Origin of the sequence: Levilactobacillus lanxiensis, assembly GCF_016861655.1 — a bacterium.
Taxonomy (GTDB): Bacteria; Bacillota; Bacilli; order Lactobacillales; family Lactobacillaceae; genus Levilactobacillus; species Levilactobacillus lanxiensis.
The window spans coordinates 65040-81512 of sequence record NZ_BOLN01000001.1 but is presented as its reverse complement, the minus strand read 5'-3'; the positions used below and the strand labels follow the sequence as shown (position 1 = coordinate 81512).

The 16473-nt window shown below is 51.5% G+C and carries 10 protein-coding genes; 7 read left to right on the top strand and 3 right to left on the bottom strand.

Annotated elements, in window-relative coordinates:
• Positions 1-21: 21 nt before the first annotated feature.
• A complete protein-coding gene (locus JUF22_RS00305; RefSeq protein WP_203642305.1) occupies positions 22-2748 on the bottom strand; it encodes a YfhO family protein in 2727 nt (908 codons plus the stop codon).
• A gap of 1323 nt (positions 2749-4071) precedes the next feature.
• On the opposite strand from JUF22_RS00305, the gene JUF22_RS00300 reads away from it, so the two are divergent.
• The 6 genes from JUF22_RS00300 to JUF22_RS00275 all read left to right on the top strand — a co-directional run bounded on the left by JUF22_RS00300 (position 4072) and on the right by JUF22_RS00275 (position 13583).
• Positions 4072-4764 (top strand): response regulator transcription factor, encoded by a 693-nt coding sequence (locus tag JUF22_RS00300; RefSeq protein ID WP_203642304.1) that lies wholly within the window; start codon positions 4072-4074, stop codon positions 4762-4764.
• Positions 4754-6103 (top strand): sensor histidine kinase, encoded by a 1350-nt coding sequence (locus JUF22_RS00295; protein WP_203642302.1) that lies wholly within the window; start codon positions 4754-4756, stop codon positions 6101-6103. The genes JUF22_RS00300 and JUF22_RS00295 overlap by 11 nt, the downstream gene beginning before the upstream one ends.
• A gap of 885 nt (positions 6104-6988) precedes the next feature.
• Positions 6989-7954, top strand: a complete 966-nt coding sequence (locus JUF22_RS00290; protein ID WP_203642301.1) for a LacI family DNA-binding transcriptional regulator — start codon at positions 6989-6991, stop codon at positions 7952-7954.
• A gap of 194 nt (positions 7955-8148) precedes the next feature.
• Complete coding sequence (locus JUF22_RS00285) at positions 8149-9522, top strand: SLC45 family MFS transporter (RefSeq protein ID WP_203642300.1); 1374 nt, start codon at positions 8149-8151, stop codon at positions 9520-9522.
• A gap of 655 nt (positions 9523-10177) precedes the next feature.
• Positions 10178-12448 carry a glycoside hydrolase family 65 protein gene (locus JUF22_RS00280; RefSeq protein ID WP_203642299.1) on the top strand — a complete coding sequence of 757 codons (2271 nt, stop codon included), beginning with the start codon at positions 10178-10180 and terminating at the stop codon, positions 12446-12448.
• A 658-nt stretch (positions 12449-13106) separates the two neighbouring features.
• A complete protein-coding gene (locus JUF22_RS00275; RefSeq protein WP_203642298.1) occupies positions 13107-13583 on the top strand; it encodes a hypothetical protein in 477 nt (158 codons plus the stop codon).
• Between the two features lie 46 nt (positions 13584-13629).
• On the opposite strand, the gene JUF22_RS00270 is transcribed toward JUF22_RS00275, so the two are convergent.
• Positions 13630-14547, bottom strand: a complete 918-nt coding sequence (locus tag JUF22_RS00270) for a LysR substrate-binding domain-containing protein (RefSeq protein WP_203642297.1) — start codon at positions 14545-14547, stop codon at positions 13630-13632.
• Between the two features lie 154 nt (positions 14548-14701).
• Between JUF22_RS00270 and JUF22_RS00265 the strand changes: the two genes are divergently transcribed.
• Positions 14702-15676: an NAD(P)H-dependent flavin oxidoreductase gene (locus JUF22_RS00265; RefSeq protein ID WP_203642296.1), complete on the top strand. Its 975-nt coding sequence runs from the start codon at positions 14702-14704 to the stop codon at positions 15674-15676.
• A 54-nt stretch (positions 15677-15730) separates the two neighbouring features.
• Here JUF22_RS00265 and JUF22_RS00260 read toward each other — a convergent pair whose 3' ends face one another.
• Positions 15731-16174, bottom strand: a complete 444-nt coding sequence (locus JUF22_RS00260) for a hypothetical protein (protein WP_203642295.1) — start codon at positions 16172-16174, stop codon at positions 15731-15733.
• Positions 16175-16473 lie beyond the last annotated feature (299 nt).

Below are 16473 nucleotides of genomic sequence, written 5' to 3'. Positions count from 1 at the left end.
GTTAACGTCAGCTTATTTTGGTTAGAAATGATGTTGATTTGCTAAATCTTCTTCGCGCTTCTTCAGGGGCCGTTGCCATTCCACCGTGAACCACAGGAGGATGAAGACGACGAAGCTGGCCAAACTAATGGTCATGCCCAACTTCAGTCCTGGCGTGGTGTAGTGTAGGACAACGTGATTCTTGCCCGGCTTGAGCGGCACGCCAATCATCCCCGGATAGTTGTGGCGCACGGGAAGCAGCGATTGCGCATGCATGGCCGATTGGATGGCGACCGGCTTGCCGTTAACCGTGGCTGACCAGCCCGGTGTTTTTGGAATTGCGACGTAGAGCAGATTTCGGTCCGTGGTGCCCGTGACGTCCCCGGATAACCAGGAAACGCCACTGTTGGCGCGTAGCTTGAACCGTTGTTGCTTTAAGCTATCGACCAGTTTGACGAATTTGCGCTCGTTCATGGAAGCAAACTGGTTGGTGTAGCCGGCCAGTGGTTCCTGGGTGATGTAACTGATTTTCAGTACGTCACCCTTGGTGAACCAGCCCAATTTTGCCAAATAGCGGTAGCCATCGGCCTTGATCATGGGTCTGACGGAACGGCCATTGACCGCCAGACTCGAGTAGATAATCGCATTGGCCGGTGAGTAGCCGTGCAACAGGCCGGTCGCGTTGACTCGCACCTTAAACGTTTGGACGAAACGTTGGCTCGGCATATCCGTTGAACCAGCAACCCGTTTCAGGTCGTCCTCGTGGGCGCGGTGAGTCGTGACGCTCAAGACCTTCACGGGCGCCAACGTATTCTTAGGGGCGTCTAAGGCCGCCAGGATACGTTGCTGGTTGATCAGCGCCGCTTGGTCGTCCAACTGGAGTTTACCAAATTTCTGGGGCACCGCGAAGCCGAAACCGGCGTACGTGTCCAGCAATGAGACGGGGTCTTGGTACTTGGCATTCAGCCGGTACTTAACGCCCATCAGCGTGTCGGTCAGGCTGGTATAGCCCTGCGAACTAATCCGCCGCACGTTGGGACTGAAGTAGCCAAGGTCGTGTTGGAAGACCCGGGACTGCTCATCCAGCGTGGAGCTGTAGTAACTGACGCCAGGATAATTGAACATGATGGCATCGTTGTAGTGGTTGTAAACGCCGCTGTAGGCCCGGCCAATTTGGGAATGGCTGAAGTCGATGCGGTGCAGGTTGGGTTTCGATTTGGCAGCCGTCACTCGGTTGAGGTTGGCGGCGTCCTTTTGATAGTATTTTTCAAACTTAGGCTGAGATCCCCATTCCATGCCCTGAGTGGCCATTAGGAAGGTGCCGCCCAGTTCAAACAAAATCAAGACGCCCATTAAGCCTAGGCGAATCGGGCGCCACTCGGTGATGAAGAGCAGCATCGTGTTGAGCAACAACAGGCCCAGTGCCGGCCACAGTAGGTGAAAGGCCGGTTGACTCATGACGTACAGGTCGTGATTGTAGCTGGGCAGCAAGTGGTCCCAAACGGTCGGAATCACCTGGGCACTCAGAAAGCCGATGACCAGTAGACCCGCGGCCCAGACCAGAGCGAGGACCTTCTGTGGGTCGTTCATCGACTGGGACGGGTGCGTTTGCCAAGCTCGGTAGGCCGTTGTCAATGCCAGGAATGTAAAGAAGTAAACGTTCCGGTATGGAAAGCCAGCGGGTTGTTGGAACATGTGCCAGGTGGTGTTTAATACCGTGACGAATAGGCCCAGTCCCATGACAATTAAGAGCCACATCGTTCGCTTCTTTTCCACCGCGTGAATCTGGGGGGAGACGAAGTAGACGATGAGCAGGAGAAACATCAGTGTGCCCATGAATAACGACGGTGCGTGGTATAAATGGGACGCGTAGGTGCTGGTTCCCGGCGCAAACTGGGCGAGCACTTCCGGTCCAAACATCGGCGTGGGCAGGTAATTATTGATGAAGAAATTACTCTTCCCGGTCAGCAGCATCCCCATCGCTGTTGGAATCAGGACAATCATCGACATCCCACCGGCAACCAAGGAACCAATCGTAAATTGGCGAATGGCGGGCCAGTGCATGTGCCAAACGTCCTTGAATGGCGTGGCGTTGGGTTGATGTTCAATGATTAAGTAGATAAAGTACATAACTGAAAACAGGCAAGTCATATAACCCATATAGTAATTACTAATAATGGTGGCGGTCAGGCTAACCGTGTACAGGCCATAGCGGTGCAGACTGACGATACGGTGCAGGCCCAGGGCCACCAGTGGCAACCAAATCAGGGCGTCCAGCCACATCATGTCATAGAAGTACATGCTAACGAACCCGCACAGGCTAAAGGCCGTGGTGAACAGTAACATGGACCAGCCGCTCTTCAAAAAGGCGTGCCGGATGAAAACAGCCATGGTCAGGCCAATCGTACTAATTTTTAAAATAATGATCCAGGTCATCGCCACCGGCAATTTGGTCGCCGAGAAGAGAAAGACCAGGAGATTGAACGGACTGATGACGTAGTAGGTCAGGAGGGGAATAATGCCGCTCCCAGACCCAAGTGAAAAGGAAAAGAGGTGAAACTGCCCGTGCAGGACGGTCGACCGTAGATTTTCTAGAATGGGGATGTACTGGGTCCCGATATCGCTAAATAATAAGTTTCGTGGGCCAAACGGTGTAATCTGTAAACGCCAAAAGATTAAACACAGAATGGCGAATGGAATTAGAAATGCTCCCCCATACACCCAGCGGCTAACTCTTAGGGCCGCTAGGGTGTGCCGTTGTTGCTTCATGAATACCCCTCCGTTATTGATTCTGGTTAAAATTCGTGTTGCCCGCGCCTCCGGGCTGGTGAAAACTGGGCTGCGTTGTGTCCGTTCCCGGCGGCGGATTCAAAGTGCCCTGCTGTGGGGCCGGTTCCAGCCTGAGAAGCGGGCTTCCACCTCAACTTTGAGCCTGAGGTGCGGTCTCAAAGGTTGTCCCATGCTCTAAGCTGAGTGAGAAACCTCAGCTAAGACCATCGACACAGCTGGTCACTTTGATCCGCCTCTGGTCACTCCCACACCTGGCCCATTTTCCCCAGCCCTGCGGCTGACACGGAATTTAACCCGCATCAACTGTCGTGGACGGTCTGCTGTTATTATTTCATGGTGCGTTTTTTGTTTGCCTGTACTGGTGATTGACTAACCCTCTTAGCCAGTAATTGTGACCCCACTCAAAAGTCAGCGGGGGCCAAACCAACCAGTACCAAATATGTCTGACTATAATAGAATACCATGCAGACTCTTTGGTTAAAAGTCTACCGCAAAAATGGGGAAGCTCTGCCGGTGACGTACCAAACTTCGTAAAAACTTAGCGTTTAGTTAGGGGAACGACTTAAGCTCGTGGTCAGCACCGGGATTTGTTGGCGATTTGGGGTGGCTAGAATGGGCGAATGCGTAAGGGGATTTCGCCAAGTCAAATAGGCATAGCCCGATAACTTAAGGTTACGTTATTGTTAATGGTGTAGGGTATAAGCTTAACTGCCCTGATCGGAAGCGATAGGGTCGGGTAACCACTCCGGATACGCAACCAGTTGTGGTAAAATTTAGCTGATTGACTACTTGAATTTAGTAGCCAATATAATTGGATTATTGCTGAGTAAAGTGAACTGTAAATTAAATGGTTGTCGGTACGAGACGAATATTTCAGGTGCTTATTAAGCGCTAATATATTTTGAAAGCACGCCGTTAGTGATCAGCTGTGTCAACCGGCACACTGGCATGTACACTGAAATAACAGTTGTGGTTGGTCCGTGTCAAATCCGTGTGAGCCGCAGGGCTGGTGGAAATGAGCCAGTCGTGGCAGTGACCAGAGGTGAGCCAAGGTGACCGGCTGTGTCGATGGCCTTAGCTGAGCGATTTTTCTCAGCTTAGCCCATGGGACGACCTTTGAGACCGCTTTGTGGCTCAAAGTCGAGGTGGAAGCCCGCCCTTCGGCTGGAACCGGCCCCACAGCAGGGCGCCTTGAGCTCACCGCCGGGAACGGACGCGACGAGGCTCATTTTCACCAGCCCGGAGGCGCGGACAACGACCAATTTAAAATGAATCAAACCAAATTACTAGGAGGAATGCCCGTTGAGTACTACTGCGAAGGTATTAGTTGTCGAAGATGAAAAGGAATTATCCGCGGACATTGTCGAATTAATTTCGCCAATTTGTGAAACCGAAACCGCCTTTGATGGCGAACAGGGAGAGTTTTTAGCCAGCCAGGATGTCTTTGATGCCATCATTTTGGACCTGATGCTCCCTGGTGAAAGTGGGCTGGACCTGCTTTTACACATCCGAAATAAGGGTATCAAGACCCCCGTACTGATTTTGACCGCTAAGGATACGATTGCCGATAAGTTGCGGGGCTTCAATGATGGGGCCGATGACTATGTCACCAAGCCATTCCACCGAGAGGAATTACTTGCCCGCATGAAGGCCCTATTGAAGCGGACAGGCCATCTGAATAGCTCGGATGTGATTACGCTCGGCCAGTTGGCAATCAACACCAGCAAGCATCTAGCCACCTTTAACGGGGACCCCTTGACGTTGAAGGGTCGCGAATTTGATTTGCTGGCCTATTTGGTGGCCAATCCGGGGACAATTATCACCAAGGAACAAATTTTCAACCGGCTGTGGGGCTTTGACTCCGAGACCAGTCTGTCCGTGGTCGAAGTTTATATGAGTAACCTGCGTAAAGAGCTGAAGAATGCCGGCAGTGACCTGTCGTTGCGGACCATCCGGAATGCGGGGTACATCGTGGAGGCCCCAGATGAGCAATAAAGTTAATCGCGCCCAGCAGTGGCGGCTCTTTTGGAGCAGTTTCATCGGTTTTACCCTGATTTTCGTGTTGCTGGGCGTCATTGTGTTCGTGCTGTTTCGGCGAACGATTCTGACCACGACGGATCAGACACTGCGCGTCGAACGCAGTGCCCGGCTGGCGGGACCGCCACAACAGAAGACGGCACAACCCTTTCAAAAGGATAAACAGGACGCCCAACAGGCCCTGCACCGAACCGCCATTCATCCGTTCATGACCACGACGGTGGTTTTTAACACGAATGGCAAGATCTTAAACAAAACGCAGTTGGGCTCGCGCTACGAGACGCTGAAAAATGTGGTCCTGGACACCTCACAACAGGGCCAACTCCATTCGATTGTCATCAACGGCAAGTATAATTTTCGAACGTTACTGGTGAAGGTGCCGCAGAGTAATACGGACAAGACGGTGGCGGGCAGATACCTACTCATCATGGAAAATATTGACCCGCAAAAGGCCGCCATGCATACGTTTACCAAGGTCATGTTGATCACCATGGGGGTCTTCTGGCTGTTGTCGATCTTGATGAGCATGTGGATGTCACGCTTGACCATGCGGCCGATTCTCCGGTCGTGGGGCCGGCAGACCGAGTTCGTGGGTAATGCCGCGCACGAGTTGCGGACGCCACTGACCATCATCCAAAATAAGCTGGAACTCCTCCTGACGAAACCGAACGATAAAATTATTGATCAGGCGGAAAATATTGCGATTGCCAGTAGTGAAAGTCAGCGACTTCAGAAGCTGACCCAGGATCTGTTGGCGCTAGCGCGGTCGGATTCCAATACGTTACAAACGAACTTTGAAGCGACCCACGTTGCCCAGTTTTTGGACCGGACCGTGGAACCGTACACGGAAATCGCTGCCAGTCAAGGGAAAAAGTTGGTCATGGAACCCGTGGCCGATTTCAAGGCCACGCTGGATCAGAACTTAATCCATCAATTGATGAATATCCTGATTGATAACGCCATGAAGTATTCGCCTAAGGGCAGTACCATCACGGTGACAGCCAAGTTGGTCAACCGTAAATGGCAACTGATTGTCGCCGACCAAGGTATCGGCATTCAGTTGGCAGACCGCAAACGAATCTTTGACCGGTTTTACCGCGTTGACACGTCCCGGAGTCGCCAAACCGGTGGCAATGGCCTAGGCTTGTCGATTGCCCAGTGGATTGTTAGCCTGCATCACGGCACCATTGCGGTCAGGGATAACCAGCCGCACGGGAGTCAATTTGTGGCCACGTTGCCGCTCAATCCAGAAAACGGCCTGACCAGTCGGCACGAAAAGAAACCCAAGAAAAAGTAAGGCGACTTAACCAAGTGGTCGTCAATCAGGTTCCAGCTAGTTGTCTGCGGCTGGAACCTTTTGTTTGCCCTGGGCAATGCGTAACCATTTCAACCCGGAAAAAGTTTCAATGGCGCCGGTTCTATGGTAAGGTTGTTTCATCAAGACCGCTGGCTTGGTGGTGTTTGGTCGTTGTCATTGCCTCCGGGCCGGTGAAAATGGGCCGTGACGCTGTGGGCATGTAATGGCGTTCCCGACGGTGGGTTCAAAACGCCCTGCTATGGGGTCGGTTCCAGCCTGAGAAACGGGCTTCCACCTCAACTTTGCGCCTGAAAAGCGGTCGCAAAGGTTGTCCCGTGGGCTAGGCTGGAACAAAACTCCAGCCAAGGCCACCGACACAGCCGGGCATTTTGCCCCACCTCTGGTCACTCATACTGTCCTCGCTGGCGCATTTTCACCGGCCGGTGGACAGTGTAATCTGCAAGCAAGCGTTTTTTCACCCAAATCATTGGCGTCATGGACATGATGGACCAATACGGTTGATGGACTAGTCAATCAATATACTTAAAATTATTAAAAATAAACATAACGTCAAAGCAGTTTGATTCGGTATCGTGATTATTGTTCGCTAGTGTCAAATGAGTACACTAATGTCAGTGACCAGAGGCGAATCAAGATGGTCAGCTGTGTCGGTGGTCTTAGCTGAGTGATTTCCTCAGCTTAGAGCACGGGACGACCTTGGAAACTCGCGGGTTTTAGCGAGGTTTCAAGGCGAGGCCCCAGACCGCTTCTCAGGCTGGGGGCGGGCCCCACAGCAGGGCATCTTGAATTCGCCGTCGGGAACGAAATTGGTGTTCTCATTTAGACGGTTCGAATCAAACGATGAATAAGGAGTATGTCAAAAAGATGTTAACTATCCGCGATATTGCCGCGAAGGCCGGGGTCTCAGTGTCGACCGCCTCACGGGCTTTAAATAATAATCCGCGTATTAGTCAGGCGACCCGGGAACGCATCCAGGCGCTGGCCGAGGCGGAGGGGTATTTACCAAATTATAATGCGAAAAATTTAACGGCGGGGGAAGCCAATGCCGTGGGGGTGGTCTTTCCGACCGCGGATCACAGCCATCCCGAGAACCCGTTCTACATTGACCTGTTACGGGGGATCAACGGGCAGCTCACGCAACGACATTACGTGTTGTCCGTGGCCATCAGTAAGACGTCCGCAGACTTGTTGGAGAACGTCAAATCGATGGTCGTTCAAGGGAAAATCAAGCGGTTTGTCCTGATGTATGCGCACCACGATGATCCGATTGCGGCCTTCCTGCGTCAGCACCATTTGCGGTTCGTGACGATCGGTCAGCCGGATGACAACGCCAACGACTACTTCGTGGACAACGATAATCTACAGGCCGGGATTGGCGGGGCCACCTACCTGTTGAACCAGCTAGAGGTTAAGCATCCCGTCTTCGTGGAGTCGGCGCACGACTGGGCCTATGAACAACAACGGCGTCAGGGATACGAACGTGTCGCCGCCAGTTTCAACGTGGAGCCGTTGACCTGCAAGTTAGGCGAGGTCAATCGGGCCCGCTTGTTCATTAAGCAACATCCAGAAATTGATGGGATCATGGCGACCGATGACTTTAACGCGATTGAATTTTATCGTTTGGTTCGCGAACAGTCCAGCATCCGTAATTTTCCGGTGGTCAGCTTCAACCACTCGCTACCAACGGGTTTGACGGATGCAGATTTGCATTCGGTGAACTTGTTCCCGGAAAAAATGGGTTCGGCAACCGTGGCTTTGCTGTTTAGTGACCGGGAACCGTTAGACACACCGACCCCTGGACAGATCAGAATTCCGTACGAAATTAAATAGATTGTGAGGGCCTGCACGACTGGCGATAAATCCAGTCGGCAGGCCTTTTTTAATTGTCAGCGGTATAAAAGCGCTTTAAAAAAGTTCCAAAAAAAGTTGCGCAAACGGTTGCATTAATTTCAATCCGGTGCAATAATGATTCATGTAATCGTTTTCAGCAATTATTTAAAAATGAGATTTTAGGAGGTTTTCACATGTCAGATGTTGCTTCTGAAAAGGCACCAACAGCTGAAGCCAAGCCCAAAAGTGGCCTGCCTAAACTGCCTGCCAGCACAATTTGGATGATCAACTTTGGTTTCTTGGGGGTTCAAACGGCCTTCACGTTACAAAGTTCCCAAATGAGTCGGATTTTCCAAACCATTGGGGCCGATCCTAACAGTTTAGGGTGGTTCTTCATCTTGCCACCATTGGCCGGCTTGATTGTGCAACCGATTGTCGGGTACTATTCCGACAGAACTTGGGCACCAAAGTGGGGCGGCCGCCGGTTACCTTACCTGTTACTTGGGACGATTGTCGCGGTCATTGTCATGTGCCTGTTGCCTAACTCAGGGAGTATGGGCTTCGGGTACGCGTCACTAGCTGCCTTACTGTTCGGTGCCATTACCGTGGCCTTCCTGGACTTGTCTTCTAACGTTGCCATGCAACCGTTCAAGATGATGGTCGGGGACATGGTCAACGATGACCAGAAGAGTTACGCTTACGGGATTCAAAGTTTCTTATCCAACACGGGTGCCGTTTTAGCCGCCATCCTGCCATTCCTGTTCGCCGCAATTGGGATTGCCAACACCGCTTCTAAAGGGGTTGTGCCCGCAACGGTTAAGGTTGCCTTCTATGTTGGGGCTGTCCTGTTGGTTATCACGAGTTTATTCACAATTTTCCGGGTTCACGAATATGATCCAGATACTTATGCAAAATACCATGGCATTACCAAGGAAGATAACGCTGAAGGTGGGAACTGGTGGACGTTACTGAAGTCTGCGCCTAAGGTCTTCTGGACCGTTACCTTAGTTCAATTCTTCTGCTGGGTTGCCTTCCAATACCTGTGGACTTACTCCGCCGGTGCTATCGCTGCCAACGTTTGGCACACGACGAACGCCGCATCCGCTGGCTACCAGGCTGCTGGTAACTGGTACGGGGTCTTAGCCGCCGTTCAATCTATCGCCGCTGTGGTTTGGTCATACGTTTTGGCTAAGTTACCAAACAACGTGCACAAATTGGGTTACGCCGGGAGCTTAGGTTTAGGGGCCCTTGGGTTTATCTCCGTCTTCTTCCTGCACAACCAATACGCTTTGATCGTGTCATTTATCTTAGTTGGGATTGCTTGGGCTGCGATGAACACTTACCCATTGACTATGGTTACCAACGCCTTGTCCGGTGCCCACATGGGGACTTACCTGGGGTTGTTCAACGGATCAATTTGCTTGCCACAAATCGTTGCTTCCTTAGCTAGTTTCGCCTTGTTCCCACTGCTCGGTGGTGCCCAAGCCAACATGTTCTTGTTAGCTGGTATCATCATGGCTATCGGTGCTATCTCCGTCGGCGCCATCAAGGAAACTTACAAGGCTTAAACGGATGTTTAATTCGCCTTACCGGGTGAGAAAAATGAGACTGGAACGCTGTGGGCAGGACGCCCGAAGCCGAAGGGCGGTCTTCGGGCTCGCTTTGAGCCTCTTAGACCGAGTCTCAAAGTCGCCATTTACTGAGCAGTGCGCTCAGTAAATCCCCCGGCTGAGCTCATTTTTCTCACCCTCACGGCTAACATCGGTTTAAACCGGTCAATTCTTTTCTTTGACTGATTGCTTCAAGTTGATTGACGTTAGCTTGTATGATGTCATTGTGATACTGGTTTGTCTTATCGATTACCTGTTGATCAATAGTAGGTTACCGCAATGTTTAAACCAGTATTAGCCGCAGGGGGCCTGTAAATGGGTCCAGCCGTGGGAATCTTCTTAGTGGCTTTGCCGCTTAGAAGATTGATATCTTTGAGACGCTGTGGCGGCTCAAAGTAAGCACGGAGACCGCTCCTTGGCTCCGGGCGTTCGCCCACAGCGTTCCGATCCCATTTACAGGGTCCCGGAGGCGGAACTATTTATAACATTGTAAATAAACTGGTCAAAGGAACTTTGGCTGGGGCGGCCTGAGGGTTTAACCATTTTGGCTGAGCGCTTGGGTCGTTTTTCATTAAACAAAAATAACACACTTAAAAAAGGAGACATGTTTACCATGAAACGTATTTTTGAGGTACAACCTTGGAACGTCATTACCCATACTTTTGACCCCCAAGACAAGCGTCTTCAAGAATCCATGACTAGCTTAGGTAACGGCTACATGGGGATGCGGGGCGACTTTGAAGAAGGTTACTCTGGCGACTCTTTGCAAGGCATTTACTTAGGTGGTGTCTGGTATCCAGACAAGACCCGGGTCGGTTGGTGGAAGAACGGTTATCCCAAGTACTTTGGTAAAGTGGTCAATGCCGTTAACTTTATCAAATTACCCATCGAAATCAATGGTCAAGCCGTTGATTTAGCCAAGGATAAGTTTAGCGACTTCACCTTGGACCTCAACCTGCAACAGGGTGTCTTGAACCGGTCATTCACGGTTGAACGCGGGGACGTCAAGGTTGCCTTGACCTTCCAACGCTTCCTGAGTGTGTCCCAACAAGAACTCTCCGTTCAAAAGGTCACGGTCAAGAACTTGAGCGACGCCAGCGTTGACGTCACCATCAAGCCAAGCATCGATGCCGATGTTAAGAACGAAGAAGCCAACTACGACGAACGCTTCTGGGACGTCTTAGCCGCAGAACAAGGCCAAGACAGCGGTAGCGTGGTTGCCAAGACGACGCCTAACCCATTTGGCACCCCACAATTCACTTCTGGGATGGAAATGCGGACCGTGACGGATCTTAAGAACGTCGCCGTTACCCAACCGAACGACAAAGAAGTGGTCAACGCCTACACCGGGAGTTTAGCACCACAAGCAACGACTGAATTGGAAAAGCGGGTTATCGTGGTGACTTCCCGTGACTACGACAGCCAAGAAAAATTAACGGCCGCGATGCATGAACTTAGCGACAAGGTTGCCAAGTCTTCCTATGAAGAGTTGTTCGACGCCCACACCAGCATCTGGGGCAAGCGTTGGGAAAAGTCCGACGTTGTCATCAACGGCGACGATGAATCGCAACAGGGGATCCGTTTCAACCTGTTCCAGCTGTTCTCCACTTACTATGGTGAAGATTCTCGCTTGAACATTGGGCCTAAAGGGTTCACGGGTGAGAAATATGGTGGTGCCACTTACTGGGATACTGAAGCCTTCGCCGTTCCCGTTTACCTGGGAATCACGAACCCCGAAGTGACCCGCAACCTGTTGATGTACCGTTACAAGCAATTGGACGGTGCCTACATCAACGCCAAGGAACAAGGCTTAGACGGTGCCCTCTTCCCAATGGTGACGTTCGACGGGATCGAATGCCATAACGAATGGGAAATCACCTTCGAAGAAATTCACCGGAACGGTGACATTGCCTTCGCCATTTACAACTACACGCGTTACACCGGCGATACCAGCTACGTCCTGCATGAAGGGGCCAAGGTCTTGACCGAAATTTCTAAGTTCTGGGCCGACCGGGTACACTTTAGCAAGCGTAACAACAAGTACATGATTCATGGGGTCACGGGTCCTGACGAATACGAAAATAACGTTGACAACAACTGGTACACCAACATTTTGGCCCAGTGGACGTTGAAGTACACGTTGGAAATCTTGGGCAAGGTTGACAAGGAAACGGCTAAGAAGCTGAACATTTCTGCCGACCAAAAGGCCAAGTGGCAAGATATTGTTGACCGGATGTACCTGCCTTACGACAAGGACTTGAACATCTTCGTCCAACACGATGGCTTCCTGGACAAGGACATCGAACCCGTCAGTGCTATTCCAGACGGGCAACGCCCAATCAACCAAAACTGGTCGTGGGACAAGATCTTGCGTTCACCTTACATCAAGCAAGGGGACGTGCTCCAAGGTATCTGGGACTTCATCGACGACTTTACGCCGGAACAAAAGAAGTCAAACTTTGATTTCTACGAACCACTGACGGTTCACGAATCAAGTCTGTCTCCCGCAATTCACTCCGTCTTAGCCGCTGACTTGCACTACGAAGACAAGGCCGTTGAATTGTACAACCGGACGGCACGTTTGGACCTGGACAACTACAACAACGATACGGTCGATGGCTTACACATCACGGCCATGACCGGTGGTTGGATTGCCGTGGTTCAAGGATTCGCTGGCATGCGGGTTCGCGATGGCCAATTACACTTTGCGCCATTCCTGCCTAAGCAATGGAAGAGCTACAGCTTCCGTCAAGTCTTCCGTGGTCGTCTGATCGAAGTCAGCGTTCACGCTGATGGTCCACACTTCAAGCTGATCAGTGGGGAACCATTGACGATTGACGTGGCTGGCGAAAAGGTCAACTTAAGCGCCGCAGTCACTGAGTAAAAATGTGTGTGTACGATTTTCGTTCCCGACGGCGGGCTCAAGCGGCCCTGCTGTGGGGTCGGTTCCAGCCTGAGAAGCGGGCTTCCACCTCAACTTTGAGCCGAAGTGCGGTCTCAAAGGTTGTCCCATGGGCTAAGCTGAGTGAGAAACCTCAGCTAAGTCCATCGACACAGCTGGGCGGCTTGGCCCGCCTCTGGTCACTGACGTGGTTCGCACCCATTTTTATCAAGCTGATGGCTGAACAGTTCTAGCCAGCGCCTCCGGCATGGTGCAAATGAGACCGGTTCGCTGTGGGCGCCCGTCTGGAGCCAAAAGGCGGTCTCCAGACTTACTTTGAGCCTCCTAACCCGAGTCTCAAAGGTAGCAGTTTTCTAAGCGGTAAACCGCTAAGAAAACTCCCACGGCTGAGCTCATTTTCACCATACCTGCGGCTGACACTGGTTTAGCCCACAGACAGTCGTTTTTATCAGATTTGATTGAACGTTAATTACACAAATGTAGTCAAAAGGCAGCGCTCACGTTAATGGTGGGCGCTGCTTTTGCTGTCGATTGAGGTTAGGGAGTTCATCGTGCATCCCCATGTGTTGGGCTAACGCCTCGAAGATATCGCTAGGTATAATTTACGCAAATTTCAATCCGATTCAAGGGGATGATGGCGGTGAAAAAGCAAGACTTCATCATCGACGATAACTTTAAACGACTACGAAACTATTGGCTGGCTTACGCACTGGGGTTGGTTACTTACCTGCTGGGACTTTTGGTTGATTGTCGCTTGGTATTCGGCCAATTTGTGCCGGTGTGGGATGGTGTTTCCTGGTACCTGACGTTTAACCTGGTGGGGCTCTTTCCGGTGATCTGCATTGTCGGTGAAAAAGTGATTGTGCGCCATTACCGACGCAGGGTGCCACAGGTTGGTGATGCCTCGGCCGCACTTCAGAATCAACATATCTATGTGCACATGGGTGGGCCGTTCTTGATGGGTGGGTCCGTGCGTGTTAAACGGCCGACCAGTCACACTGGTGATTTTGACGTTTTGGTTCGCCGGTTGATTGATTTCTTGGGCGTTGTGTTGGCGCCACTAGTTTTAGTCGGGTTGCTGGGGATGCTTGGCTGGCAAAAGTTGATGAGTCGTTAAAAATAGCTCCTCACCGTAAGTGGTGGGAGCTATTTTAGTGACGGCTTTAACGAATTGCCCGTACCAGTTCATCAGTCAAAAAATGGGCTAACTGTTGAATCGTTTGATCCGCTGTGGTCAGGGTCATGATGGAGGTGTCGGTGCGAATAAAGTTGGTTGGCAGGGGCATTAGGTTGTAGCGGCCCGCGGGCAGGTGGCGTTCGGCCAGCTTGCGGGTCGTGATGGTTGTGGCATTGGTCATGTTGAAGACGGTTTTCAGGGCGCTGGCCGGCGTCGGCAAGAAGAGTTGGTTGCGGGGGTGAATGCCGACGCGCTTGAAGAGGTTATCCACGTAGGCTTGAAATTCGGAATGGCCAGAAAGCCCAACGTAGCGGCACTCCGCCATTCTGGTCAGCGTGTCGTCCTCCAAGGGCAGATAAAGCGTGCTGGGATCGAATGGCTGACAGGAGTCGGCAATCGGCAGATAGAAAACGGGCGAGGGGAGGTCGGTGATCTCAATGTCCGCGGCGTTCCAGCGTTGACCAATGGTAATATCGATAGCGCCCTCGGCCAAGTCGCTGGCCACATGGCGGGTCTGCGATTGGGCGAGTTCAATGTTGGCTTGAGGATGGGCATCCAGGTAACGCGTGATGGCGTCGATAATGTCCTCAGTCAGAAAGGGATTCCCGTTGCTGATGCGGATGGGGCGAGATTGCTGGGCCTTGAGGTTTTCAATGCCTGTGTTTAGACTGTCCTCAGCACTGGCGATTTTTTTCAAACTAGCGAGAATAAAAACGCCAAACTTGGTGAGTTCGATGGGCTTGTCACGGCGGTTGATCAGGACAACGCCGAACTTGGTTTCTTCGTCCTTTAAAATGCGGCTCACGTAGGGTTGACTCAGGTAAAGTCGGTCGGCAATTTCTGAGATAGTGGCGGAAAATTCGACGGATTGTAGAATGCTTAACAAGGTTCGTTGACGATTCATGGGATAAGGCTCCTTTGGTCATAGGTTATTACACTTTGGTTATATTTTAAAAATGAATCCGTATTGGTCAAACACGTTCTTTGCTAATATAATAGCACTTGTGAATAGACTTACAAATTAAAAATAATCAAAAATCACCCAGGAGGTAATAGTCATGACCAATCGAATTTGCGATATTTTAGGAATTGAGAAACCCATTATTCAGGGACCACTACTGTGGTTGACGGATGCTAAATTGGTGGCCGCCGTTAGTAATGCCGGTGGCTTAGGAATGCTGGGGTTCAACGCGGGCCAAACCACGGGCACCAAGTCCTTAGATGAGACGATTGAGCGGATGCGTACAGAAATCCACAAGACCAAGGCATTGACGGACAAGCCTTTTGGGTTGAACTTTGGACCCACCGGCGATCCTAAGACCGATACCTTTACGCGGCCAACGCTAGAGCTGATCTATGCCGAAAAGATTCCGGTCGTGGCCTACGTGGGGCCAATCGTCCCAACGCTGTTCAAGGAATTACACGAACACGGGGTCAAAATCGTCTACCGGTACATCACACCGTCCGTTGAGAACGCTCAAGAAGCCGAAGCCAATGGTGCCGACGTCATTGTAGCCACTGGGTTTGACGAAGGGGGGACCGTCCCCGAAAGAACGGTGGGGACCCTGTCCATCGTGCCGTTATTAGCCGATGCGGTTGATCATACCCCAATCATGGCCGCTGGGGGCATTACGGATGCCCGGACGGCGAAGGCTGCCTTTGCTCTCGGTGCGGAAGGTGTGTACTGTGGCACGGCCTTTCTGATGAGTCAAGAATCGCGGATGGCCGAGAACATCAAACAACAAGGTGTTACGACTAATGCCGATGACATGTTAATGTACCGGTCAGAGCCAGCTTACTACCGGTCCTTGCCGGGCGAACTGCCCAATCATTTGATGGAGATGAACCAAGCTGGCGCAACCGGTCAGGAAATCTTCAAGGCCTCTAATGCGTATGATGGTATGCGCCAGGGGATGCTGGTCGGTGACCTGAGTAAGGGGTACGCCTCATTTGGTTTAGGGATTTCTAACATCCATGCGATTGATGCCGTGCAAACGATCGTTGACCGAATCAGCGCAGGAATTCCTGCATAGAAAGTAAAAAGGAGCCGTGACGATTGGGTCACAGCTCCTTTGTCATATAGTGTGTTAAAAGTCATTCGGCATATTTTCCTGTTGCTGTTCCTTGGCCTTGACCATGGGCGCATCTTCTTGCCAGTAGGCCAGCCATTCACCGTGCGTGGTCAGGCTTTCCAAGTCGAGTTGGTCCTTAACCAAAAAGTCTTGTTCGAGCCGCTCTTTGAAAGTCGTGAGGAGGTGTTGCATGGTCGCGAGGTTTGCGTTCAGGTCGTCGCTACCCAGGTTAGCGATGTCCGCTTCAAATTCCGTGCGGATAGCGGTTTCAATTTTACGAAGTTGGCGTTCTTTGTCGCGGGCTAGTTTCGGTTGGTTGTGGACGTCAAACGCCATGGCGGGACTCACGCCAACGAATTGTGCGCTGATTTTAGGTAAGTCGAGGCCGTAGGGAACCTGATCCTCATCCCGGTTGCCATAAACGGTAAAGTCGCGAATGACCGTTAAGATTTCTGTCATGTGATTTTCTCCTTTTTAGGAACAATGTTATCTCAAGTTTACGGCATGGAAAAACCCACGTCAAACGGAGCCGCGGGCAGCGTTTGACGTGGGTTGGATTTTGAAATTTTGTTCAGTCTTAGTAATGGACTGTGCCGTTGACCGGGAAACGGCTTTAGGTCTTTTGACCGGTTCTACACGGTTCTGTCCTGGTCCTGGCGGCCTCTGAAACGTGCTACGCGGGGCAGGCCCCTGCGCTTAACTTTGGTTCGGCAATGGGCTGTATCGTTGACCGGGAAACGGTGTTAGATCGTTTGACT